Raw genomic sequence first — 23888 nt, 5'->3', positions numbered from 1 at the left:
CCGAGTCGTATTGATTACAGGGTATGTTCGGTACGAGCAATAATATCGTCCTGGGTATCGGGGGAAAGTGCGGTGAAGAACGCGGAATAACCGGCAACGCGCACCACCAAATCCCGATGAAGCTGGGGATGTTTCTTGGCGTCGAGCAACGTCTCCCGAGAAACAATATTGTACTGAATATGCCAGCCTTTATGGTCTTCAAAGAAGGTACGCAGTAGTGCCATCAGTTTCTGCCGGTCGTTTATGTTATCCAGTGTGGCAGGGTTTAGTTTCTGATTGAGTAATACGCCCCCCAGAATTGAGCCAGTGGGTAATTTCCCTACCGAACTGATCACGGCGGTTGGTCCCAAATGGTCGGTACCGGACGCGGGGCTGGCGCCTTCTGCCAGAGGGGTTCCTGCTTTACGTCCGTCAGGCGTTGCCATGGTGGCGGCGCCGAAAGGGACGTTCGCGGAAATGGAGGATGTTCCCGCGTAATAATTACCACCAATCGGACCTCGCCCATAACGTGGGTTATGGTAATGCTTTATTTCATCAATGTAGGTCTGATAAGCACGAACCAGCAGCAGATCAACATCATCATCGTCGTTACCGTATTTGGGCGCTGTATTGAGCAGACGTTGGCGCAATTGTTCGTTGTTCAGGCCTTCAAAGTCGGTTGCCAGCGCTTTGGCCAATGCTTGCTGCTCGATAACACCTTGATCAAATACCAGTTTTTTGACTGAAGCCAGGCTATTACCCAAATTGGCAATACCGACCTGCAAGCCAGATACCCAATCATATTTTGCGCCACCCTGTTTAATGCTCTTGGCCCGTTCAATACAATCATCAACCAGTGCGGAACAGAGGATATCATGCGCATTTTCTTCCAGCATGGTATCCACCACATACTCGATCTCGATAGATTTTCTGGTGTAGTAGCGGATCTGAGCATCCCATGCATCCATGACTTCACTGAAATGAGCAAAGTTACCTTTGGATAAGGCCCTCTCTTGCGGCAGGAAAACCTGGCCGCTGGTCGCGTCGCGTCCACCCTCTAGCGCCGCCAACATGACACGTGCAAAGTTGATGAAACTCATCCCGGTACAACGATATCCCCATTTGCCGCCAACCGCTGTTTCAATACAACCGATCGCCGCATACTGGTAAGCGTCTTGTGGTTCGATACCCAACTTGATGAATTCGGGAATGACAATCTCATCATTGTTAAAGGCCGGCATCCCGAAGCCACAGCGGATAACCTGTATACAGGCGTCCAGAAAATCATTACTCATGCCAGCATGGTAGCGAACGCTGAGATTGGGTTGAGTCGAGCGCAGACGACCGCAGGATTCCAAAATTGCATAAGAAAGCGGGTTCACCGCATCAACCGCGTTACCGTTGATCAGGTTCTGTCCACCAATCGTCACGTTTTGATACAGCGGATTCCCTGCCGACGCTTTAGAGTGGGAACCCGAGCGAATTTTGCTGACTTCCAGCAGTTTGAGCCAGCAGCTTTGCAGCATTTCAATCGCCTGCTCGCGACCCAGTGTCTGCTTGAGTTCTACATCACGGCGATACCACGGATAGAGATATTGGTCCATGCGGCCAAACGACACGGAGTGGCCATTCGATTCGATTTGCAGAATAAGCTGGATAAAGTAGCAAAGCTGCAACGCCTGCCAGAAGGTTTCCGGTGGTTTATGAGCAACCTGGTCGCAGTTTCCCGCGATGATCAGTAGCTCTTCCCGGCGGCTGGCACGAGGCTCTTTCTTTGCCATACCGCGCGCCAGATCAGCGTAACGTTCAATATGCTGGCTTACCGCCTGAAGTGTGATATCAATCGCTTTCAGAAATTGTGCTCCGTGCACATCTTCCAGCACGGTCAGATCGATACGGGAACGACGTTCGCTTACCATGTCACGCAACCCATCCAGACCCTTTTCCAGCAGTAAGGCATAATCGACGGCAAGATGGGCGTCACCGGACGTCATGTTGCCTTCCGCTTTGATTATGCCGGCCTCCAGCAACGCTTTTTGTTCGGTGGTGAACATACCGTAGCAGCGATCCTGAACGGTTTGCCCGCGCCACCAGTGACAAATCAGATGCAATAAGCGTTTATTCTCATCGCTGACTGAAAAGCCAGCTCCTGGGCGTTCGGACAGTTCATCAATCTCTTTTTCAATCCAACTGACGGTGTATTCTGGAAAAATAGGGGCGGCACGAACTTCACTCGCCTGGTTGCCAACAATTAATTCATCATGTTGAATCCAGATAGTACGGTGAGTCAGGTGGTAGGCCAACGCCAGTGCCCGGCGAACCGGAAGTGGCTTATCCATGTTGGATTGATAGACAGTGGTGTAGTGCTGTGCTCGCTCGGTACATACCGATGGTTTTACAATATGAACCAGTGCATCTTTATGCGCCTTAATGCGCTCACTGAGAATATCCAGTTTCAGGGTAGTCATCATCTTATCCTCTTAGTGTGGCCGTCAGACCTTTCTGCTGAGCGTATGATCTTGCGAAATCAAGCAGTTGTGGATCATCAAAGGGTTTCTGCGGGGCAAAATAGGGTTGATTGAGTAAAACGTATTTGTTCATCCCCAGGGTGTGGTAAGGCAGAAAATGGATGTCCTTTACATTCAGTTCATCTGCGGCGAAATTCGTAATCGCCCGGATTGATTTTTTGTCGGCATTAAAGCCGGGGATTAATGGAACCCGAATAATCATTTTCTGGTTGGCGGCGGCAAGGCGACGCAAGTTGTCCAGCACGCGTTTGGCACAACCCCCGGTCCATGCTTTAAACACCGTCGCGTCCACATGTTTAAGATCTGCCAGGAACAGATCTATCCAGGGCAGGGCGGGTTCAATGTAATGCCAGGGCACATGCAAACAGGTCTCGACCGCAGTATGTATACCCTGCTCATGACTTTTTCGGAGTAGCGCTTCTGTCAATTGTGGATTGATAAACGGTTCACCACCGGACAAGGTAACGCCCCCCTGACTGCGGGCGTAAAACGGTTTATCCCGCACCACTATCGCCATAATCTGCTCTACATCCATGTCTTCGCCACACAGCGTTAAGGCAAGTGTCGGACAGCAGTCTTGCAAAGCGCGATAATGTTCCGGTCGTAGTTTCTGACGATCGATGACCAGACCTTGTGCCGTTCTGGTAATCACATCGGGTGCGGCTTGATGGCACAGTTCACACCCTTCCAGGCATAGCCTGGCATCGAACAGCACATCCTGGGTTTGAGAATAACTTTCCGGGTTTTGACACCACCGACATCTCAGCGCACACCCTTTCAAAAAAACAACGGTACGGATGCCAGGGCCATCGTGTGTTGAATATCGCTGAATGTTGAAGATCATAAAATCAACCCACTAAATTCTTCATATGAAGATTTAATATGTTTCGAAAGAAACCTATATTGATTTCTATCAACAAAGAAACCGGTTCTAATCGTTATACTGGCAAAATATGCGAAATATCACACTTTGTGAGGAGACTACGATGGAACTTTATCTCGATACTGCTGATGTGGCGGCGGTAAAGCGTCTGGCACGCGTATTCCCACTGGCCGGTGTCACAACCAATCCGAGTATTGTTGCACATGCGGGGAAGCCGATTGATGTCCTGCTGCTTGAGTTAAAAGAGTCGTTGGGTGGAAAAGGCCGTCTGTTTGCTCAGGTGTTGGCCACGACGGCGGAAGGGATGGTCAATCATGCTCGACAGTTACGTTGCATCATTGACGATGTGATTATCAAAGTCCCGGTGACAAGAGAAGGACTGGCAGCGATTAAGATTTTGAAATCAGAAGATATTCCAACTTTGGGGACCGCCGTATATGGCGCCGGTCAGGGGCTATTGTCCGCACTGGCGGGGGCGGAGTATGTCGCTCCTTATGTCAATCGTCTGGACGTACAAGGTGGCGATGGTATTCAGATGGTCAAGGATCTTCAGCAATTGCTTTCTTTACATGCGCCGGATTCCAGGATACTGGCCGCCAGTTTTAAAACGGCGCGTCAGGTGATGGCGTGTTTGCTGGCGGGCTGTCAATGTATCACTTTGCCTCCTGACGTTGCGGAACAGTTCATTTCAATGCCAGCGGTAGAGGCCGCGGTTGAAAAATTTGAAAAAGACTGGTTAGGCGCTTTTGGAACGTTAACGTTATGAATCCTTAGCAAAAAATGAGGTAGGTGAACCGTAAGGCAAGTTCAGTCTATGTATAAAAAACCAATACACTTGCGATGTGAAATTTGAAAGATGACGAGTTATGCGTTGGCATTTTTGCCCGGTGGTGACGTCTTTAGTGGTAATTTTGATATAACGTAGAGCATGGCATCGCCGTAACAAGTTTTAGAATCTGAGTGGATAAATGTTGCCATTTTATTCTCCCCACGGTTGGGGAAGTCGATACGTTGATGATTTGGCTAAAGAGCCGTGAAGCGAGTCTTGTCGTTAGATGTTTTAACGACGTTGTTATGTAATATTGCCTATCAAAAATCAGTTAAGAATCGGCTGACATAAGTTCATCAGTCATTTAAAAATTTTGATGAATTATTAAAATATCTGTGCATTGGTTTTAGTGAGCAGGATCACACATTTATTGGAACCACCCTCTTACGCTCCTTTCAAAAGGGCGCAAGAGGGTGCAGCGGTTAAAATATATAACTACAGTAGTATTCCCTGGTATTAGCCATAATAGAAAACAGAACAGCATTATTAGACGTATTAGTATTGTTCGAGGAGTATAAAGGGGACGATAAAGGGATAGTAGTTAGACTTAAGTATAGTTTCACACTATGCTTTGAGCCTTATAGGGACATTGGCTATGTATTGGGGGAATTAAATGTCAGTGGTATTTTTTGATAGCGAAACTATAAGCAGCATAATGAAAAATTATTTTCATAAGGAATTAAATCAATATAGTGACATAAAATATGCTTATATGATCGTGAATAAGAAAAATCTGACACAAACAGTGGTAATTTCCAATTACCCCGATGAATGGCTTGAAATATATAAAGAAGGTAATTATCAACACATCGATCCCGTCGTTCTCACCGCTCTAAATAAAGTCTCTCCTTTTCTGTGGTTAGAGAAAAACATTCTTATTAATTCAAGTTTGAAACTATCAGAAATATTTAATCTTTCAAAAAGATATAATATTGTTAATGGATATACCTTTGTACTTCATGATCAAAATAATAATTTGGCAATGCTGTCTATTTTACTGAACAAGTTTAAAACTGGTGATATTGAAGAAGTGATCGAAAATAATAAAGATAAATTGCAAATGTTGCTTATTACAGCGCATGAGAAAATTACTTCTCTTTACCGTGATATGACCAAAAATAATAGTAATAAAGTGTCAAATGATAAAGAGATCTTTTCTCAACGAGAGAATGAAATCCTGTACTGGGCGAGTGTAGGTAAAACATATCAGGAAATTGCACTGATCCTGGGTATAAAAGTGAGTACCGTAAAGTTTCATATTGGTAATGCTGTGAAAAAAATCGGCGCTATAAATGCTAAACATGCGATTAGACTCGGTATTGAGTTGCAGCTTATCACGCCAATTCTTTCCACTTCTGGTGGATGATGCGAACACTTGATTCGCTGCACTCATGACGATGAGGCATGTGAGTGGGAGGATGATGTAGCTCAAAGCCATAAGGCCTTGAGCCAGGGATAAAATAAGCAAGAGTAGGGCGGTTAGTCCAGATTCAAATCTTCATAGCGAGTCAATACTTTACCCACAATCCCATAGTCCATCGCTTCTTGCGGTGTCATCCAATAGTTACGATCCGTATCTTTTTTTACTTTCTCTACCGGTTGTCCTGTTGCATCAGCAATCAATTGGTTGACCCGGTTCAGCATCCTAATGATCTCTTTGGCTTCAATTTCAATGTCACTGGCCGGGCCGCGGACGCCACCAAGTGGCTGATGAATCATAAAACGGGTATTAGTGAGGGAGTAACGGTGTTCTTTTTTTGCTGCGAGGAAAATAGTAATCCCTGCGCTGGCAACCCAACCGGTACCGATAATATGTACCTCGGGTTTGATGAATTTAATCATATCATGAATAGTATCTGCGGCCTCAACGTGTCCACCTTGACTATTGATGTATATTTTGATCGGATCGGCACTGATTCCTTGCAGTAACAGAAGCTGTGAAACCACTTTTTCTGTCAGCTTCTGATCGATTTCACCTGAAATAATGATAGAGCGGGACTCTAACATTTTTTGCTGAATAAGCGATGAAGCATTGCTCTGCTCAGTTTCCTTTTTTTCGTCGTCATCTTTCTGAATCGGTAACAACATTGACAGGCTCTCCTTTACTCGAGCTATAAAGTTCAACGCCAGTATAGCGCTCATTGCCCGGTAAAAATATCACTCCAGAGCGGGGATGATCTCATTGCTATCGGGCAGGCTCCGAAGAAAGATATCCCTTCATTCTTCCGATTAATATTCAGCAGGCAGGCTATTTCTTTGCTGGATAATATTTTGACTGTGGTCCAAGCAATGCCTCGGAAAATATCCCGGAACCGTTAATCACCCAGCCGGTTCTGATCGTCATCCAGTTCAGACAGTATATGAGTGCAATGTTCGTATGCCTGACCGTCCAGCGACGGCCTCACATGACGAGTGATGTGCTCCAGTAGGCGACATTCAGGATGATTTTCTAGCGCTTTGGTGGCGCGATGCTCTCTATTGTTAATAATAATGGAATTATTATATCAAATTAGTGCCCTTTATCTCTTTGATATAAACACTAGTATACATATCGAACATAGTCGGCACTGATAGTGCCCAACAAAATATCGGGAGAAACAATGAACACATCAAACAAAATAGCGCTGGTTACCGGTGCATCCCGTGGTATTGGCCGCGCGATTGCAGAACGTCTGGCAAAAGATGGCTTTACCGTTATCGTAAACTATGCAGGCAATGCCGTAAGCGCGGGAGAAACTGTTCAGGCGATTACTTCCCTGGGTGGGAAAGCCATCGCTATTCAGGCAGATGTTGCTAGCGAAGCCGATGTGAGCCGCCTGTTTGCAGAAGTAAAAGCTATCAGCGGCCAGCTCGATGTGGTGGTACACAGCGCCGGCATTATGCCGATGGCGAAAATCACCACGGCGGGTCTGGCGGATTTCGATAAAGTGATCCACACCAATCTGCGTGGTGCCTTCCTGATTCTGGCGAACGCGGCAGAGTACATCAGCGATGGTGGCCGTATTGTTGTACTTTCCACCAGCGTTATCGCGAAATCCTTCCCGGCTTATGGCCCATATATCGCTTCTAAAGCAGGTGTGGAAGGTCTGGTACATGTTCTGGCTAATGAACTACGAGGTCGGAACATCACAGTCAACGCTGTGGCACCGGGGCCAACCGGCACAGATCTGTTCTTCAACGGCAAGAGTGAAGAGCAAATCCATACCATCGCAAAAATGGCTCCGCTGGAGCGTATCGGGACACCAGACGAAATCGCCAGTGTTGTCGCTACTCTGGTTGGTCCTGATGGTGGCTGGGTAAACTCCCAGGTTATTCGGGTTAATGGTGGTTTCGCTTAATTTTCATATTTGAGCAGATAGCCAGACTATCCGTCCTTCAGGGGTCAATTCATGAAGCAGGTTATTCTGATTACCGGTGCTTCCAGTGGCCATTGTCTGCACGTGCATTTTCCCATGCAGGCCATACCGTTTACGCCAGCATGCGTAATACCGCAGACTGTAATGCACCGCAGGTAACTGGCACGCTGGATTACGCCAAAGATCATTACATACTAGCTGAGCTAGATGTGTTTCTCAGGATTCCGCTGATGCGGCTATTGCGCAGGTCATCACAGAGCAGGGGCATCTGGATGTTGTTACGGGTCAACAACACCTTGTCCTCACCCGTATGCCGCTGTAACGGCGTCACATAACCTATCCCACTGTGCTGATGCTCTTCGTTATACCAACCGGTAAACCTATCCACCCAGACTCACGCTTCCTCCCGCGTTTTAAATCCCGACGACGGCCACGCTGGCACATATTTCAGTATGCGGAACAACGACTCCACATCCGCATTATCATTGCTCACCCGGGGTCGACTGTGCGAAGCCGAGATATTCAGCTCTGTCAGCTTAACCTGAAGTGTCTGCGATTTCATCGCCGCACCGTTCATGCAACACCAGCGGCTGAACACATCTTCCACCGGATACAAATAATACCAACGACCATGTACCACTGAAGGCAACCAGGTGATGTCCAGGTCCACACCTGGCAAGGCCCGGAGGCGGTGAACGTGGTCGGCGCCTTTATCCGACTCGGCTTGATACTGATACGGCGACCGCGGTGGTGAACTTCTCCATGGTGGCGCAACACCCGGTAAAAGGTTGATTCACTCGCCAGATAAACCCCTTTATCCGCCAACACACCGGTTTCCCCTCTGTTTGGGCTTGGTTTCCAATGATAATATCCCTTCCCTCTGCACAACTGCCGCGACAGTCATGTTGTAAGGCGGCAGCAACTTCGCTAACACGCTGGTTTTACGTTCTGGGGAAATACGTTTCATTTATCACATCCTGCCCTCAGGTTTATTTTTTAGAGGGGGTGACAACTATGCTGACACTGGGGGCAGTACTGTTCTGTTGTGTTATCAACGGCTACCCCAGTGGTCGTGTTTGCACTCCGCTTCGCGAAGGTGCGCTGCATCTTATTGCGTCCTTGTTGCAGGTGGCTGCCAGCCACCGCCGAGCGCCCTGAATGTCGCAACAGCTGCGCGTGCAGATTCTGTCTGAGCCTGCGTCCTGGCGTCGGAAGCCTGCAATAGGGTTTCATCGTCGTGCAGGACGTCAATCAAGCTTGCTGTTCCTTGCTGGAAGGCGATAAAAGATGACTGGCGGGCGCTGGCCAGGGCGGTTTCACCTCTGGTCAGCGTTGCTGTCTGTGTTTCACGATTGACCAATGCAGAGAAGGCATTTTCAACATCTTCTGTCGCCCGTAGCACCGACAGGCGGTAAGCGGCGAGCGCTTCAGCCTCCTGGCCTTTCGCCTGATCGATTTGGGCGTTGATACGGCCGAAATCGAAGAGTCGCCAGCGCAGTCCCAGTACACCTGACGACTGGCTGGCGCCACTGGAGAACAGGTTGCCGCTTGCAACTGCCGTTGCGCTGCCAAGCAATGCACTGAGTGAAAACGTTGGATAATACTCGCTGACGGCCATGCCGATACGTGCGCTGGACGCGGCGAGATGACGCTCTGCCACGATAATATCGGGTCTGCGGCGCAGCAGGTCGGCAGGTGTGCCTGTTGAGGTGATCTGCGGAGCCTGCGGAATGGCACCTGACGAAGCCAATTGAGTGCGATGGGTACCGGGAGGCGTGCCGAGCATAACATCCAATGCATTCATGGCGGCATCAATCCCGGTCTGGAGAACCGGCACGGTTGCCTGAACCTGCGCCAATGCTCCTTCGGTCTGACGAACCTGATACTCGGGAGCCAGTCCTTTGCTGTGGAGGAGTTGTACCTTTTCCAGCAACTCCTGCTGTGTAGTGACCTGCTGGTTTGCAATCGTCAGCCGGGCTTGTAATCCGCGCAGGGTGATATAGCTATCAGCAGTTTGGGCAGCGACGGCAAGGCGGGTCGCGGCGACACCCGCCTCGGAAGCCTGATAGTCAGCCAGTGCAGCCTGGCGACCGCGTCGCAGACCACCGAAAACATCAATCTCCCAGCTTGCGTTCAGATCGGTTTCATAAGCATTGCCGTAGCGATTATAATCCGGTGTCGAGCTGAGAATCTGGCCAAGCGGGGTTTCGACCGACTGATACGCGCGTGCGGCTTGTCCACTGATGTTGCCCGATGGCAACAGCGCAGCTGTCGCCGTACCAAGTCCGGAGCGGGCCTGTGCCATCCGGGCGGTTGCCTGGGCGAGATCGAGATTCTGCGCGAGCGCGTCTGAAACGAACTTACTTAAAAGAGGATCGTTGAAGCCCTGCCACCAGACGGCAAAACTGGCTGGTCGGGATGCGCTTCTCCGTTGGACGGCAGACTGCGCTTGGTACTGTTCCGAAAGTGGCGCATCAGGGCGATGATAATCCGGCCCGACTGCGCAACCCGCCAGTAAGCCGGTGCTTATCACCAGTGCAAGAGTACGTAGGGGGGACATTGATATTCCTTGAGTCAATTTTGATGTGTGACTACATTACCAAATGGTCACTCGTTGTCAATCAAGGCCCATTGAGCTAAGCTGGAAAAATGACTAAACACATAAATGTACATCCCCCACGGGGGCCATCGGACCACAGTGTCCGTGATCAGGTCGTGGAAGCGGCCACAGAGCATTTTGGGCATTTTGGATATGAGAAAACTACTGTGTCCGATTTGGCTAAATCAATAGGATTTTCAAAAGCTTACATTTATAAATTTTTCGATTCCAAGCAGGCGATCGGCGAGGTAATTTGTAGCAACCGGCTGGCGATGATCATGGCGATTGTCAATTCAGCGATTGCAGACGCGCCGACGGCTTCCGAAAAATTGAGGCGTTTATTCAGAGCGCTCACTGAAGCCGGTAGCGATTTGTTTTTTCACGATCGCAAGCTTTACGACATTGCTGCGGTCGCTGCGCGTGATAAGTGGCCCTCAGCAGAGGCGCATGAAGAACGCCTGCGACAACTCATTGAGCAAATCATTCTTGAAGGGCGGCAGACGGGAGAATTTGAACGAAAAACGCCGCTGGATGAGGCGGCGCATGCGATATATCTGGTCATGAGGCCTTATATCAGCCCAGTTCAGCTGCAATACAACCTGGAGACGGCATCGTCAGCTGCTGCACTACTGTCATCACTGATACTGAGAAGTTTGTCACCCTGAGATTGTGACTATTGACATTATTGGTCACTAGTCTGAGAATGCGGTTACTGTCCTGTTAAATCAAATAAGGGAAACCCATGCTCAGGCTCAAACCTGCCACTTTTGCTATTTGCCTGTTGCCGCTTGCCCTTGTGGCCTGCGGCGACCCTTCCGGCGTAGACGATCCGCGTAATCAACCTCCACTGGTAAGGGCTGCAACTGTGGTGAGTGCTGTCGATGCCTCTCGCGCATTCACCGGTGTTGTTGTCGCACGAATTCAGAGCAACCTCGGTTTTCGAGTGCAAGGCAAAATCCTTGAACGTCTGGTGGATACTGGCCAGACCGTTAAACGCGGTCAGCCATTGATGCGTCTGGACCCCGTTGACCTGAGGTTGAAGGCGCAAGCTCAGCAACAGGCCGTCGTTGCTGCACGGGCACGCGCCAGACAGACAGCTGATGACGAGGCGCGTTATCGCGGTCTGGTCGCTGCAGGCGCAGTATCTGCATCGGCCTACGATCAGATAAAGGCCGCCGCTGATACAGCCAAAGCTGAACTCAGTGCGGCTCAGGCGCAGGCGAATGTGGCACAAAACGCCATGGGCTATGCCGTACTGCTAGCCGATGCCGACGGCGTGGTAATGGATACGCTGGCAGAACCCGGCCAGGTTGTCAGTGCCGGGCAGCCTGTTGTCCGGTTAGCCAGAGCCGGGCAGCGCGAGGCCATCGTTCAGTTGCCCGAGACGCTACGACCAGTTGTAGGCAGCGAGGCCCAGGCAACGCTGTACGGTATCGAAAACCAGTCAGTTCCTGCGAAATTGCGCCTGCTCTCCGATGCGGCCGATCCTGTGACGCGCACCTTCGAGGCGAGGTATGTTCTGGAAGGGGCGCTGGCAAGCGCACCGCTTGGCTCAACCGTTACGCTCCATATTGCAGAAGATAAAACAACCCGCCAGCAGGTACTTCAGGTACCTCTGGCTGCAATCTATGATCCGGGTAAAGGGCCGGGTGTCTGGACTATTTCAAGCCACCCGGCAAAAGTGTCATGGCGGCCTGTTCAGGTACTTGGCCTGGGTGACGATACGGCAAGAGTGACTGGGGGCTTCAATGCCGGCGAGAAGGTCGTCGCCCTGGGAGCGCATTTACTGCATGACGGCGAGAAAGTACGAATAAATGAACAAAGCGATATAAGTGTCGCTGGGAGCAGGCCATGAGTAACGGGCGATTCAATCTTTCTGCAATCGCCGTCCGCGAGCGCTCGATTACCTTATTCCTGATCATCCTGATTACCGTGGCCGGTATTTTCTCCTTCCTTGAGCTGGGACGTGCAGAAGATCCGCCGTTTACGGTCAAACAGATGACGATTATTTCTGCCTGGCCGGGTGCCACTGCGCAGGAAATGCAAGATCAGGTTGCCGAACCGCTGGAAAAGCGTATGCAGGAGCTAAAATGGTACGACCGAAGCGAGACCTACACACGCCCCGGTCTGGCGTTTACCATGTTGTCATTGCAGGACAGCACGCCGCCTTCGCAGGTGCAGGAAGCGTTTTATCAGGCGCGCAAGAAACTCGGCGATGAAGCGAAAAACTTGCCGGCAGGTGTGATCGGGCCACTGGTCAATGATGAATTTTCCGATGTCACCTTTGCGCTTTTTGCACTGAAGGCGAAAGGAGAGCCACCGCGCCTGCTGGTCCGCGATGCTGAATCGTTGCGCCAGCGCCTTCTGCATGTGCCGGGGGTTAAGAAAGTCAATATTATCGGGGAGCAGGCTGAACGCATCTTTGTCTCGTTCTCGCATGACCGGCTGGCAACGCTGGGCATTTCTCCACAAGATATTTTCGCCGCCCTGAACAGTCAGAACGTACTGACGCCAGCCGGCTCGATTGACACCAAAGGGCCTCGGGTCTTTATCCGTCTGGATGGTGCCTTCGATAAACTGGAGAAGATCCGCGAAACGCCTATCGTCGTACAGGGTAGGACATTGCAGTTGTCGGACGTGGCAACCGTTGAGCGTGGCTACGAGGATCCTGCGACCTTCCTGGTCCGTAACCAGGGTGAACCGGCATTGTTACTAGGTGTTGTGATGCGTGAGGGCTGGAACGGCCTGGATCTGGGTAAGGCACTGGATGCGGAAACAGCCAAGATCAATAAGGGCATGCCACTGGGCATGACATTAACGAAGGTCACCGATCAGTCAGTCAATATTAGCTCAGCCGTTGACGAGTTCATGATCAAATTCTTTGTCGCGCTGCTCGTGGTGATGGTGGTCTGTTTCGTCAGTATGGGTTGGCGGGTGGGAGTGGTGGTGGCCGCTGCCGTGCCGTTGACGCTGGCTATCGTCTTTGTGGTGATGGAAGCGACCGGCAAAAATTTCGATCGTATTACGCTGGGTTCATTAATCCTGGCGCTGGGTCTGCTGGTGGATGATGCCATTATCGCCATCGAAATGATGGTGGTGAAAATGGAAGAGGGATACGACCGTATCAAAGCCTCGGCCTATGCGTGGAGTCACACTGCTGCACCAATGCTGGCTGGCACGCTGGTAACAGCCGTTGGCTTCATGCCCAACGGTTTTGCGCAATCCACCGCTGGTGAGTATACCAGTAATATGTTCTGGATTGTGGGCATCGCCCTGATTGCTTCATGGGTGGTGGCGGTGGCGTTTACACCTTATCTGGGCGTGAAAATGCTGCCGAAAATTAAAACGGTGGCGGGTGGGCACGCGGCTATCTATAACACTCGCCATTACAATCGCTTTCGTCGATTGCTGATCCGGGTCATCGCGCGAAAATGGATAGTGGCGGGCACTGTGATTGCCGTGTTTACCGCCGCCATTCTCGGCATGGGGCTGGTGAAGAAACAATTTTTCCCCACCTCCGACCGCCCGGAGGTGCTGGTAGAAATCCAGATGCCTTACGGCACCTCGATTGAGCAGACCAGCGCTGCAACGGCGAAAGTCGAAGAGTGGCTGAAAAAGCAGAAAGAGACAAAAATCGTCACGTCTTACATTGGGCAGGGTCCGCCGCGTTTTTTCCTGGCCATGGCGCCAGAGCTGCCAGACCCGTCGTTTGCGAAGATTGTTGTGCTGACGGACAGCTCACAAGCGCGTGAGGCGCTTAAGTTTCGACTGCGTGCGGCGGTGGCCAACGGGCTGGCCCCTGAAGCGCGTGTCCGCGTGACTCAACTGGTGTTTGGTCCATATTCCCCCTATCCGGTGGCCTGGCGTGTTATGGGGCCGGATCCCACCAAACTGCGCGAGATTGCAGACAGGGTGGAGGCGGTTTTGCAGGCCAGCCCGATGATGAGAACCGTCAATACCGACTGGGGGCCACGGGTGCCGACGCTGCATTTCACGCTCAATCAGGACCGCCTGCAAGCGATAGGGTTGACATCAAGTGCAGTCGCTCAGCAACTTCAGTTTCTGCTCTCAGGTGTGCCGATTACGTCTGTGCGTGAAGACATTCGCTCGGTTCAGGTCATGGGGCGTGCGGCAGGGGATATCCGGTTCGATCCAGCAAAAATAGGCGGCTTTACATTAGTGGGTGCTGCGGGTCAGCGCATTCCGCTGTCGCAGGTTGGTGATGTCGAGGTGCGTATGGAGGATCCTGTGCTTCGCCGTCGGGATCGAACTCCAACCATTACCGTAAGGGGGGATATCGCCGAAAATCTGCAACCGCCGGATGTTTCCACGGCTATCCAGAAAAAACTACAACCTGTCATTGACACGCTTCCGGCCGGATACCGTATAGAGAAGGCTGGCTCGATTGAAGAGTCAGGAAAAGCCACTAAAGCGATGGCGCCGCTGTTCCCCATCATGATTGGCATGACGCTGCTTATCATCATCCTGCAAGTGCGTTCAATGTCAGCGATGGTGATGGTATTTCTCACTGCTCCTCTGGGATTGATTGGGGTGGTGCCAACGCTGCTGATCTTCAACCAGCCTTTTGGCATCAATGCTCTTGTGGGGTTGATTGCGCTGTCGGGTATCCTGATGCGTAACACCTTAATCCTGATAGGACAGATCCATCATAACGAGCAGGAAGGGCTGGCGCCGTTCCATGCGGTGGTAGAGGCGACGGTGCAGCGAGCCCGGCCGGTAGTGCTTACTGCGATGGCCGCCATTCTGGCATTTATCCCGCTGACGCACTCGGTGTTCTGGGGAGCGCTGGCTTATACCTTGATAGGCGGGACGTTTGGCGGCACCATCATCACGCTGGTATTCCTGCCGGCAATGTATGCCATCTGGTTCAAGATACGTCCTGACAATCAGTCGCAGAACGAAAGGCAGGCATCGGTGTAAGCATCGTCGGGGGGGAGAATGGCTAAATAGTGTTTTTGCCGTTTAGCCTCACCACAGACCATTGTCATCGGCGATGGTCTGTGGTTTTTCCTGCGCTGACTGAGAAATTAAGGAACCTGATGATGGCATCTAAAGGTCAAAAGCGAACGGTTGTAACGGGGGGCGGCATATTTGCACCCGCGACGCCGGGCATGAACAGCGTATTTCTGCCAGCCATTGTCGTTGAGCGTTCACCATGAAAACGAAAAGCATCCCCACTGAAGGCAGAGTGAAAATCCATTCCTCCGATGGCTCGCGATTAACAGGTAAAATTGTAGCGTTACTGGCTGGCCTTTCTGCCATTAGACATACTGTCTAGCAACATTATTCTTCCCGCGTTTCCGGATATCGGAAAACAGCTTGGGGTGTCAGCACGCGAACGTGGCCTGACTCTCTCCAGTTTTTTTACTGGACCTTAAACCCCATAGGTAGTTAATGCGAAAGAATCGGTCACGCGCGCCAAGGCGGGGCAGGCATGAACGTGTCCTGCAAAAAACGCATGAAGTTGCGGACTCGCTCCGGTAGTCCCTCCCGCTGATGGGTCAGCGCCACGATATCCGCATCCGGCAACTTCCAGGTGGGAAGTAATCGCACAAGACTACCGTCTTTTAACGCGTCGGCAACATCCCACTCTGAGCGCAGGATAATACCTTGCCCATCACATCCCCATTGCCTGATAACGTTGCCGTCATTGCTACTGAGCGAAGGTTTAATACGTATGCTTTGGGTTTCCCGACCCCGGCGAAGGTGCCATAGGGTTACATCTTCATTGTTCTCATGCAGTGCTATACAAGGGTAATTGGCAAGTTGTCCGGGGCTATCGGGCAGACCATGTTGTGCAATGAAAGCAGGCGAGGCGCAGATGAATCGGCGGTTCGGCGCAAGAGTACGACACACCAGATTGGACGCGCCAAGCTGGCCAATATGGATCACCACATCGAAGCGGTCGCTTGTTTCAACCATCGGCTGGTCAGACAGATACAAGGAAATTTCAACCTCTGGATGGAAACTTTTGAAGGCTGCAACAGCAGGCGCAACGTATTGTCTGCCAAAGCCAAAGGGGGCGTTGATTTTCAACTTACCGACAAAACCCCTTCGCCGTTCGTGCAAATCATCCATCAGCGCGTCGAACTGTTGAAGTAACTCGGCCCCACGAACACATAACAACTCGCCTTCGTCGGTAAAGCGTAGCCCTCGCGCGGACCGGTCTAACAGACGGACGTCGAGTTTTTTCTCCATCTGTTGAAGTCGCTGAGTGACCGCCGAAGGCGTAAGCCTCAGTTTACGTGATGCCTCTAGCAGGGTTTTGCTTTCCCGAATGACCAGCAAGAAACGAATTTCAAATGAGTCTGTCATTAATAATTACTGAATCATAGAATTAGGAACATTAAAGTTCATGGGGGTTTTGGTGATTTATAATAGCGCTTTTACAGGAGACTACAAATGGCAGAAATAATCGATACCCCCGCGCTGTTACTGGACCGCGACCGCCTGGACAACAATATTCTGCGCATGCGTGACAAGCTGACGCAGTTCAACGTAACACTGCGGCCACATGTCAAAACCAATAAATGTCTGGAGGTCACCAAGCGCTTGTTTGCTGACGGACGAGGCCCTATCACTGTTTCTACATTGCGTGAGGCGGACTTTTTTTTGGCTGCGGGTTTCACCGATATCTTGTACAGCGTTGGTATATCCCCCAATAAGTTCGCTCATGCCGCCCGCTTAATTGAGAACGGGGCGGATTTAAAGCTGGTGCTTGATAATCTTGAATGTGCCTGCCTGTTGGCTGATTTTTCCCGCAGCCGTGGGCAGTCCTTCGAAGTGCTTCTTGAGATCGACTGCGACGGGCATCGCTCGGGCATCGTGCCGCAGTCGACATTACTGGTCGAGATCGCTAATTTGTTTCGTGACAGTGGGGTCCGGGTCAGCGGTGTTATGACTCACGCCGGAAACTCGTACAACAGCCGATCCATCGCTGATATCGAGGCTTACGCACTACAAGAGCGTGCCGCCGTAATCGAGGCTGCACGCTTGCTCAACGACGCAGGGTTCGAACTATCGATCATTAGCATAGGTTCCACTCCCACCGCACTGTTTACTCACGACCTGTCCGGTATCACGGAAGTTCGGGCCGGCGTATTTGCGTTCTTTGACTTGGTTATGGCTGGGCTTGGGGTATGCAATGTGCAGGACATCGCTATCTCGGTACTGGCTACGGTCATTGGTCATCAGACTGAGAAAGGCTGGACCATGGTCGATGCTGGATGGATGGCGTTGTCTCGGGATCGTGGTACTGTCCAACAATACGTGGATCAAGGGTACGGTATTGTCTGCGACTTGTCAGGTCAGCCTATAGGCGACCTGATCGTTACGGCGGCTAATCAGGAGCATGGAATCATCTCCTCGCGCTCGGGACGCCTTGAATCTGTCCCAGTGCTGCCGATAGGCACTCAACTGCGGATTTTGCCCAATCATGCGTGCGCTACTGCCGCTCAGCACGCCGGCTATCACGTCTTGACTGAAGGGCGCCACCTTGATTACTGGCCACGCATCTCGGGTTGGTAAATAGCGTCTTCGGCTATTAATCCCTTAACCAGCGCCAGAACGGAGAATATCCATGAAAATTATCACATCACAACAGTTGCCTCCGCCGGGGGGTCATTACTCTCAGGGTGTGCTTTCGGGGAACTTGCTGTTCGTATCCGGGCAACTGCCATTCAATCAAAGAACGGGCACTTTTCCCGATGGCATTGAAGCCCAGTTCGTGCAAGCTATGAAAAATGTCGAGACGGTGCTCCATGTTGCTGATGCAACACTGGCAAATCTGGTAAACGTGCAGATCTTTATCTCTGATGTCGAGCATTGGCAAACTGTGAATACGCATTATGCGGAACTGCTGAGTGCTCATCGGCCGGCTCGCACAATCATTCCTTGCGGCCAACTTCATTACGGTGCGTTGGTAGAAATAACCGCTGTCGCTGAACTCTTCACCTATGTATAGGAATCCCTGCAATGACGCCAAACTTATCCACTACCCTACGACCTCACCAACCCGCAGCGCCAGTCGAGCTGGTGCTGTTCGATCTGCTGACTGCTTTGCTGGACTCGTGGACGCTGTGGAGTTCAGTAGCTGGTTCCGATCACATGGGGAAAACATGGCGCATGGCGTATCTGAAAGCTACTTATGGCTGCGGCAGTTATCGGCCCTATGAAAAGTTGGTCGAAGAGGCAGCGATTGACGTCGGGCTTGGTAGCGAGGCGGCAGCAAACCTGGAAGCACGCTGGAGCGAGTTACAGCCATGGGCCGAGGCCAGTATGGTATTGGCGGCACTCAAGCCGCGCTATAAGCTGGGCATCGTGACCAACTGCTCGGAGAGACTGGGCCGTATCGCCGCAGACCTGATGGGGGTGCCATTTGATGTTGTCATCACATCGGAAAAAGCGGGGTTCTACAAACCGAACCCAGTACCTTATCGCATGGCGCTGGAAATGTTAAGCATCGCACCAGCCAATGCAGTGTTCGTAGCCGGTTCCGCTTATGACCTGTTTGGCACCGCGAAGGTAGGGTTGCCGACTATATGGCACAACCGCATTGGTCTGACGGCACCTGAGGGTGCCCCAGCGCCTCTGATCATAAGACCAACATTAGACCGCTTGGCGGCAGACTTGTCGGATATTTCGGCAGGAACATGAAGGAAGATGCCTGGCGGCTTTCGATGTTGGGAACTGAAATATGAGCAAGTGTATTTATCAACCATCCATTTCCCGGGTCTGCTTATTCACAGTGCCCGCGTGTCACAATCAAATAGGCAAAAAGTAATCAAGGCGTAATTAAAATTACCCATTATTTACTCATTCTTTACGCATTATTCACGTTGTTATGCTTAAAGGATGAAGTAACAATGGAAATACCACGATGTATGCGTCCCGCCACGTTTGTTGCCGTCGCGGTTGCCTTGGGCGCCATTCCGGCGCATAGCGCAAGCCGCGCCGGTAATAATGCGATTAACGGGGTCGATCTCCTTTCGGGTTTCAGTAAACTGTGGAACACCGGTGCGACCTGGAATACCGGCACGCCAACGGCGTTGGGTGCGCCGCTGTTGGCCTATAATATTCAATATGTCATCGATCGTGCTCACACCCGCACCGAACAGCAGGAAATCGCAGCCTATTATGACGACCGGCGTAACCAGAGCTATAGCGTTATCAACGGGCTGGGTTCGCTGACCAACGGTTATCTGGCCGGTTCCGGTGCCTTTACCACTATCCCGGTCTTTGATGACACCACCAAAACCGTGCAATACAACGATGCCGGAAATGGCGCGGGAAATAGCGACTCGGCGTTAGGCAACGTGGTGCGGCTGGTTTTGGCGCTGCGCAACGACGCCTCTACCACGCCAGCCAAAAACCATTATCTGTATCCCCGTCCTTGGCGGCAGACGGACGAAGACATTGTCGCTGACTCTCTGAAACCCGAGCGCAGCACCACGCCAGCATCGGATTCGGGTTTCCCCAGCGGCCACACCAATGCCGCCTATCTTTCGTCCATCGCGCTGGCCTATGCCATCCCCGAGCGCTTCGACAGTCTGCTGCTGCGGGCCTCTCAATTAGGCGACAACCGTATTGAAGCCGGCATGCACTCGCCACTGGATGTGATAGGCGGACGCATTACCGCCACCTATTTCGCGATCGACAACCTCAGTAATTCAGATAACACCCAGTTGAAAGCTGATTCCCGAGCGCAGGCGCTGGCGTATTTCACTAGCCAATGCGGCGGCGATATCAATAACTGCGTAGAGCGGGTTGATCCCGCCACCGATCGTTTTTCCGCCCATTCACAGGATAAAGCGACGTATACCGACCGCATGACCTATGGTTTTACGCCGATCGGCCCCACCAACCTGGCACCGGTGGTACCGTTAAACGCTGAAGTGTTGCTGGAAACGCGTTTCCCTTATTTGGGGGCCGCCCAGCGCCGCGATATATTGGCCAGTACCGAGATCTCCTCAGGTTATGTCGTGATTGATGAAAGTGGCGGCTACGGCCGGCTCAACCTGTTCGCCGCTGGCGACGGCTATGGGGCGTTTAATAATACGGTAACCGTTGATATGCGTGCCGAACAGGGTGGATTTAATGCCAGGGATGCCTGGCGTAACGACATTAGTGGCAGCGGTGGGCTGGTAAAACAAGGGACCGGCGAGCTGATACTCAGCGGCGACAACACTTATTCCGGCGGCACGGTCGTCGAAGGCGGTACTTTAACCGGCTACGCTCTGGCTTTTGGCAGCGGCACTATTACCATCGGCGATAACGGGACCTTAAAGCTCGACCAATCAGTCGACGGCAGCATGGATAATATCCTGGCCGGGCAGGGAGCGCTGATCAAGACTGGCGTCGGTTCGCTGAATCTCACCGCGGACAGCGGGTTTACGGGGATTACACAGGTACGACAAGGGCGGCTTGCAGTCAACGGCAGCCTGGCCAGGTCTGCCGTAACGGTCAATTCGGGTGCTACCCTGGGTGGCAACGGCACGGTCGGCAGCACACATATCGAGAGCGGCGGCATCCTGGCGCCCGGTAATTCGGTCGGGTTGCTTACTGTTAATGGTGATCTGAATCTGGACGCGGGGTCGATTTATCAGGTTCAGGTCACGCCGGCAGGCGTTGCGGACCGCGTCAACGTGGCGGGGGTGGCCAACATCAACGGCGCGCAACTCAGCCTTGATGTGAGCCAGTTACTGGATCCGCTGGCACAATTACAGATCTTACGTGCTGCGGGTGGGGTAAGCGGTGTCTTCGCCAGTCCTGTGCTGTTCAATACCGTCTTTCTGAATCTCGTGGTGCAATACGGCGCGCAAGACATTGCGCTGAATCTGGTGCGCAACAACACCGCGTTCGCTGATGTGGTGACCAATCCAAATCAGCGCTCCACTGCTCAGGGGATAGAAAGTCTGGGGGTCGGCAACAGCTTGTGGAATCAGGTTGCGTTATCCGACACCGCTGGTGCCAGGGACGTGTTCTCCTCCCTGACGGATGAGATCCATGCCTCGACCAACAGTGCGCTGATCCAGCTCGATCAGACCGTGACCAACGCCATGCGTGATCGTCTCTGGTCGGCTCAGATGCACGCTAAAAGCCATGACCGGCTCGCCCCTGAAGCACAGGATCGGCAACAGGCCGATCTTGGACAGGACAGTACGGTGTGGCTACAGGTGCCGGACGGTTCTGGCCATATCGGCAGTACGGCAGCGACAGGACGTTTGAATACCGATGCCCATGCCGTGCTGGTCGGCGCCGATATGCCGGTAAATAGTGTCTGGCGACTGGGCGGTCTGCTAGGAGGCGGCAGGAGTTCAGCTAATATCGATGGTCGCAGCGGTTCCTCCGACAGTAATAATATTCATGTTGGGTTATACAGCGATGCCCAGTGGGGCGCGTTTAGCCTGAAAACCGGCGCGACGTACGGTCGACATGATATTAATGCCAGCCGTATGGTCAATTACACCGGCGTGCCGGAACATCTTGACTCTGACTACCGTGCCGCCAGCATGCAGGCTTTCGCCGAGCTGGGCTACGATATCGGTTCTGGTTCGACCTTTGTGCAGCCCTTTGTTGGTGTGGATCACACCCATTTGCGTACCGGTGGATTCAGCGAAAGTGGCAGCGCCGCCGCACTTAACGCCCGGCGGCAGAATAACGACGTCAGCTTCAGTACGATCGGGGTACATCTTGCGTCGTCTTTCCTGTTGGGACAGGTGCAGGTTTTGCCCTATGCCACTCTCGGCTGGCGCAATGCGCTGGGCAATACCGATATCGACAGTCGTGAAGCTTTTACCGGCGGCGATGATTTTACGCTCGTAGGCGCGCCGTTGGCCCGTCATGTGGCAATCCTGAGCGGTGGCGCTGAAGTGGTGATCGGCAAACGCGTCAGTGTCGGGATAAACTATGCCGCGCAAATCGCCAACAATGCGACGGATCACAATGTAAAAGCCGTTTTGACCATCCATTTCTGACCCTGTCTGCGCGGGTGTGAACCGGGTGGGCGGCGCCTTGACGGGCTGCCGTTGTGGAAAATAGCTTGCGTGGATAACGCGGGAATTACCGATCACCACTGCATCATTTCCATCCGTGCTTCCAGATGTTTCACTTTGTGCACGTATGCTGTTGTGCTCCTTATGACACATTTGCCGTTCAAGGGCATCTTAGCTGCGCCAGATGTTGGGTTTCGATCTCTGTGGATGTCCACTGAGCCAAAGTCAGGGACGCGTAACGCTTCAGGCAGGTAAGAATTTTAACCGCGTGGTTTTCCGACCAGGGTCTGAGACTGCTGATGTGCCATGAGGTAGCAATGTGTTTAAAGGTGAGTTTTTTACAGCGTTTTTCTGATTCTCGGGGGCAGGGAAGAGCAGATACTGGATGCTAGCAGCTTGCGTGCAACGTCATGTTTTTCAGGTGACTGCGCAGTGGCACCCGAGGATAAACGCCGAACGCCAGGCAGGATTCTTTACCCGGATTGTGCGCGCCCATCACAGTAAACAGCTTGCGCTTACATACCATCAATTGGAGCCCATTATTTAAATATTGAAAGTGATTTATAAGGATGGCCAATTAATGGGCTTATTACTTTGTTATGTTTATAAGCAAACCACAATAAACAAGATATTGGAGTTGATATTCATGTTGAGGGTGATTGCTGTTTTTTTAGCCAATAAAGCGATGAGCTTCTGAAATTCTTCCTGTCTAATAACAAAGCAAGCATCTTGCGGTAGTGGACTGCCCCTAGGATCGTGGAGACTCCCGAGGCCTTTGAACGGGCCTTATCGTGAGAACAGGATCTGTCCACGGTTTTGGGGGCAGTCCATTTTGGTTAAAATATTGTCCACCAATCCAATTTCACTATGCATCGATATTATAATGAGTAGTTTATGTCATTGAGATTAAAATTCTATCAAGAGTTATTTTTAATTTCCTAATTTAGTGAGTGAAATAGTTATTTAATGGAGAGCTGACGAGGATTGAGTACGCTCGCCAATTCAAATAATTATTCTACAGTTAACGGATTACAAGCCCATTAAGCATGAGATCGAGATGTGCTTCTATTAATATTTCCTTCTGAAGGTGACGGCGACCGGTAATGTTTATATGCAATACCATCAGATTCAAAATAGAACTCATAATGACCTCAGGTGTACCAGACGCAGGCCCATCACGAAACTCACCTGTTTCGACCCCTTCTTTCAATAATTTGCCTATTGCTCCTACGAGGGGCTCTACGAATTCGTCATAATGACGATCAACAATTTCTGGAAGACGTATACCCTCAGTCAAAGACAAGCGCAGCATTTGCTGGATTTTTTTGTCCTTAGATATTTTTTCAAAGGCAAAGAGAAGCAGTTGACGCAGGCGTTCAGCACAGGTGCCTTTGAATGATTCAGCGATGCTTAACACATCCCGGTATGGCTGGGAATGGTGATGCGCCATCGCTTCGAAGAGGGCCTCTTTGGTAGGAAAGTACAGATAGATTGTGCCCTTACTGATGCCCAGACGCCGGGCAATATCATCAAGCCTGGCGGCGGCATAGCCCTTAATGGCGAACTCCTCAAAAGCCGCCTCCATAATTTCCTGAGGGCGCTGCGCTTTTTGTTGAGCCCGCGTCATCTTATTTAACATGTGGAAAACTCCTTAGATTAGCCGTGGCCGGGCCTCGATTTTATCCTGTCAGGATCATGTC

Annotated in this window: 18 protein-coding genes and 1 pseudogene; 11 read left to right on the top strand and 8 right to left on the bottom strand. The window is 51.5% G+C overall.

The window, feature by feature from the left end:
- Positions 1-14: 14 nt before the first annotated feature.
- Together CWC46_RS17570 and CWC46_RS17565 are read right to left on the bottom strand one after the other, a co-directional pair.
- A complete protein-coding gene (locus CWC46_RS17570; protein ID WP_037381410.1) occupies positions 15-2447 on the bottom strand; it encodes a formate C-acetyltransferase/glycerol dehydratase family glycyl radical enzyme in 2433 nt (810 codons plus the stop codon).
- Positions 2448-2451: 4 nt separating this feature from the next.
- The gene (locus CWC46_RS17565) at positions 2452-3351 is read right to left on the bottom strand and encodes a glycyl-radical enzyme activating protein (protein WP_021015243.1); all 900 of its coding nucleotides are present in this window, start codon (positions 3349-3351) and stop codon (positions 2452-2454) included.
- A 142-nt stretch (positions 3352-3493) separates the two neighbouring features.
- Here CWC46_RS17565 and fsa point away from each other — a divergent pair, with 142 nt between their 5' ends.
- Entirely contained in the window at positions 3494-4156 is a 663-nt protein-coding gene (gene fsa / locus CWC46_RS17560; RefSeq protein WP_021015244.1) for a fructose-6-phosphate aldolase, read from the top strand.
- Between the two features lie 676 nt (positions 4157-4832).
- Positions 4833-5585, top strand: a complete 753-nt coding sequence (locus CWC46_RS17555; RefSeq protein ID WP_021015245.1) for a helix-turn-helix transcriptional regulator — start codon at positions 4833-4835, stop codon at positions 5583-5585.
- Between the two features lie 113 nt (positions 5586-5698).
- Here CWC46_RS17555 and CWC46_RS17550 read toward each other — a convergent pair whose 3' ends face one another.
- On the bottom strand, positions 5699-6307 hold the full coding sequence (locus tag CWC46_RS17550; RefSeq protein WP_021015246.1) for an ATP-dependent Clp protease proteolytic subunit: 609 nt from the start codon (positions 6305-6307) through the stop codon (positions 5699-5701).
- Between the two features lie 512 nt (positions 6308-6819).
- Here CWC46_RS17550 and CWC46_RS17545 point away from each other — a divergent pair.
- Positions 6820-7557 (top strand): SDR family oxidoreductase, encoded by a 738-nt coding sequence (locus CWC46_RS17545; RefSeq protein WP_021015247.1) that lies wholly within the window; start codon positions 6820-6822, stop codon positions 7555-7557.
- Between the two features lie 412 nt (positions 7558-7969).
- On the opposite strand, the gene CWC46_RS17540 is transcribed toward CWC46_RS17545, so the two are convergent.
- The 3 genes from CWC46_RS17540 to CWC46_RS17535 form a co-directional block, all read right to left on the bottom strand.
- The gene (locus CWC46_RS17540) at positions 7970-8245 is read right to left on the bottom strand and encodes a hypothetical protein (RefSeq protein ID WP_157831387.1); all 276 of its coding nucleotides are present in this window, start codon (positions 8243-8245) and stop codon (positions 7970-7972) included.
- Between the two features lie 144 nt (positions 8246-8389).
- Positions 8390-8542, bottom strand: coding sequence for a hypothetical protein (locus CWC46_RS22940; protein WP_021015249.1), 153 nt, complete (start codon positions 8540-8542; stop codon positions 8390-8392).
- Between the two features lie 141 nt (positions 8543-8683).
- A complete protein-coding gene (locus CWC46_RS17535) occupies positions 8684-10135 on the bottom strand; it encodes an efflux transporter outer membrane subunit (protein ID WP_021015251.1) in 1452 nt (483 codons plus the stop codon).
- An 89-nt stretch (positions 10136-10224) separates the two neighbouring features.
- Here CWC46_RS17535 and CWC46_RS17530 point away from each other — a divergent pair, with 89 nt between their 5' ends.
- From CWC46_RS17530 to CWC46_RS23345, 4 genes and pseudogenes are all read left to right on the top strand, one after another.
- Positions 10225-10839 (top strand): TetR/AcrR family transcriptional regulator, encoded by a 615-nt coding sequence (locus tag CWC46_RS17530; RefSeq protein WP_021015252.1) that lies wholly within the window; start codon positions 10225-10227, stop codon positions 10837-10839.
- Between the two features lie 77 nt (positions 10840-10916).
- Positions 10917-12029 carry an efflux RND transporter periplasmic adaptor subunit gene (locus CWC46_RS17525; RefSeq protein ID WP_021015253.1) on the top strand — a complete coding sequence of 371 codons (1113 nt, stop codon included), beginning with the start codon at positions 10917-10919 and terminating at the stop codon, positions 12027-12029.
- The gene (locus tag CWC46_RS17520) at positions 12026-15115 is read left to right on the top strand and encodes an efflux RND transporter permease subunit (protein WP_021015254.1); all 3090 of its coding nucleotides are present in this window, start codon (positions 12026-12028) and stop codon (positions 15113-15115) included. The genes CWC46_RS17525 and CWC46_RS17520 overlap by 4 nt, the downstream gene beginning before the upstream one ends.
- A 235-nt stretch (positions 15116-15350) precedes the next feature.
- Positions 15351-15561, top strand: a pseudogene (locus CWC46_RS23345) (Bcr/CflA family drug resistance efflux transporter); the annotation flags it as partial.
- A 43-nt stretch (positions 15562-15604) separates the two neighbouring features.
- Here CWC46_RS23345 and CWC46_RS17510 read toward each other — a convergent pair.
- The gene (locus CWC46_RS17510; RefSeq protein WP_021015255.1) at positions 15605-16510 is read right to left on the bottom strand and encodes a LysR family transcriptional regulator; all 906 of its coding nucleotides are present in this window, start codon (positions 16508-16510) and stop codon (positions 15605-15607) included.
- An 87-nt stretch (positions 16511-16597) separates the two neighbouring features.
- Between CWC46_RS17510 and CWC46_RS17505 the strand changes: the two genes are divergently transcribed.
- From CWC46_RS17505 to CWC46_RS17490, 4 genes are all read left to right on the top strand, one after another.
- A complete protein-coding gene (locus tag CWC46_RS17505) occupies positions 16598-17722 on the top strand; it encodes an alanine racemase (protein WP_021015256.1) in 1125 nt (374 codons plus the stop codon).
- 52 nt (positions 17723-17774) lie between these two features.
- Positions 17775-18158, top strand: coding sequence for a RidA family protein (locus CWC46_RS17500; RefSeq protein WP_021015257.1), 384 nt, complete (start codon positions 17775-17777; stop codon positions 18156-18158).
- 11 nt (positions 18159-18169) lie between these two features.
- Positions 18170-18850, top strand: coding sequence for an HAD-IA family hydrolase (locus CWC46_RS17495; protein WP_021015258.1), 681 nt, complete (start codon positions 18170-18172; stop codon positions 18848-18850).
- Positions 18851-19059: 209 nt separating this feature from the next.
- On the top strand, positions 19060-22170 hold the full coding sequence (locus CWC46_RS17490) for an autotransporter domain-containing protein (RefSeq protein ID WP_021015259.1): 3111 nt from the start codon (positions 19060-19062) through the stop codon (positions 22168-22170).
- 1039 nt (positions 22171-23209) lie between these two features.
- Here the strand turns inward: CWC46_RS17490 and CWC46_RS17480 are convergent.
- Positions 23210-23827 carry a TetR/AcrR family transcriptional regulator gene (locus CWC46_RS17480; RefSeq protein WP_021015260.1) on the bottom strand — a complete coding sequence of 206 codons (618 nt, stop codon included), beginning with the start codon at positions 23825-23827 and terminating at the stop codon, positions 23210-23212.
- Positions 23828-23888: the final 61 nt, after the last annotated feature.

The sequence above is a fragment of the Prodigiosinella confusarubida genome, assembly GCF_002847015.1.
GTDB classification, from domain to species: Bacteria; Pseudomonadota; Gammaproteobacteria; order Enterobacterales; family Enterobacteriaceae; genus Prodigiosinella; species Prodigiosinella aquatilis.
Note: the sequence above shows the minus strand (reverse complement) of the source record. Positions and strands in the feature narration are given on the sequence as shown.

What these genes read in the sequence shown, in the direction of transcription:
- CWC46_RS17570 (WP_037381410.1), bottom strand. Translation starts at nt 2,447, where the DNA reads ATGACTACCCTGAAACTGGATATTCTCAGTGAGCGCATTAAGGCGCAT.
- CWC46_RS17565 (WP_021015243.1), bottom strand. Translation starts at nt 3,351, where the DNA reads ATGATCTTCAACATTCAGCGATATTCAACACACGATGGCCCTGGCATC.
- fsa (WP_021015244.1), top strand. Translation starts at nt 3,494, where the DNA reads ATGGAACTTTATCTCGATACTGCTGATGTGGCGGCGGTAAAGCGTCTG.
- CWC46_RS17555 (WP_021015245.1), top strand. Translation starts at nt 4,833, where the DNA reads ATGTCAGTGGTATTTTTTGATAGCGAAACTATAAGCAGCATAATGAAA.
- CWC46_RS17550 (WP_021015246.1), bottom strand. Translation starts at nt 6,307, where the DNA reads ATGTTGTTACCGATTCAGAAAGATGACGACGAAAAAAAGGAAACTGAG.
- CWC46_RS17545 (WP_021015247.1), top strand. Translation starts at nt 6,820, where the DNA reads ATGAACACATCAAACAAAATAGCGCTGGTTACCGGTGCATCCCGTGGT.
- CWC46_RS22940 (WP_021015249.1), bottom strand. Translation starts at nt 8,542, where the DNA reads ATGAAACGTATTTCCCCAGAACGTAAAACCAGCGTGTTAGCGAAGTTG.
- CWC46_RS17535 (WP_021015251.1), bottom strand. Translation starts at nt 10,135, where the DNA reads ATGTCCCCCCTACGTACTCTTGCACTGGTGATAAGCACCGGCTTACTG.
- CWC46_RS17530 (WP_021015252.1), top strand. Translation starts at nt 10,225, where the DNA reads ATGACTAAACACATAAATGTACATCCCCCACGGGGGCCATCGGACCAC.
- CWC46_RS17525 (WP_021015253.1), top strand. Translation starts at nt 10,917, where the DNA reads ATGCTCAGGCTCAAACCTGCCACTTTTGCTATTTGCCTGTTGCCGCTT.
- CWC46_RS17520 (WP_021015254.1), top strand. Translation starts at nt 12,026, where the DNA reads ATGAGTAACGGGCGATTCAATCTTTCTGCAATCGCCGTCCGCGAGCGC.
- CWC46_RS17510 (WP_021015255.1), bottom strand. Translation starts at nt 16,510, where the DNA reads ATGACAGACTCATTTGAAATTCGTTTCTTGCTGGTCATTCGGGAAAGC.
- CWC46_RS17505 (WP_021015256.1), top strand. Translation starts at nt 16,598, where the DNA reads ATGGCAGAAATAATCGATACCCCCGCGCTGTTACTGGACCGCGACCGC.
- CWC46_RS17500 (WP_021015257.1), top strand. Translation starts at nt 17,775, where the DNA reads ATGAAAATTATCACATCACAACAGTTGCCTCCGCCGGGGGGTCATTAC.
- CWC46_RS17495 (WP_021015258.1), top strand. Translation starts at nt 18,170, where the DNA reads ATGACGCCAAACTTATCCACTACCCTACGACCTCACCAACCCGCAGCG.
- CWC46_RS17490 (WP_021015259.1), top strand. Translation starts at nt 19,060, where the DNA reads ATGGAAATACCACGATGTATGCGTCCCGCCACGTTTGTTGCCGTCGCG.
- CWC46_RS17480 (WP_021015260.1), bottom strand. Translation starts at nt 23,827, where the DNA reads ATGTTAAATAAGATGACGCGGGCTCAACAAAAAGCGCAGCGCCCTCAG.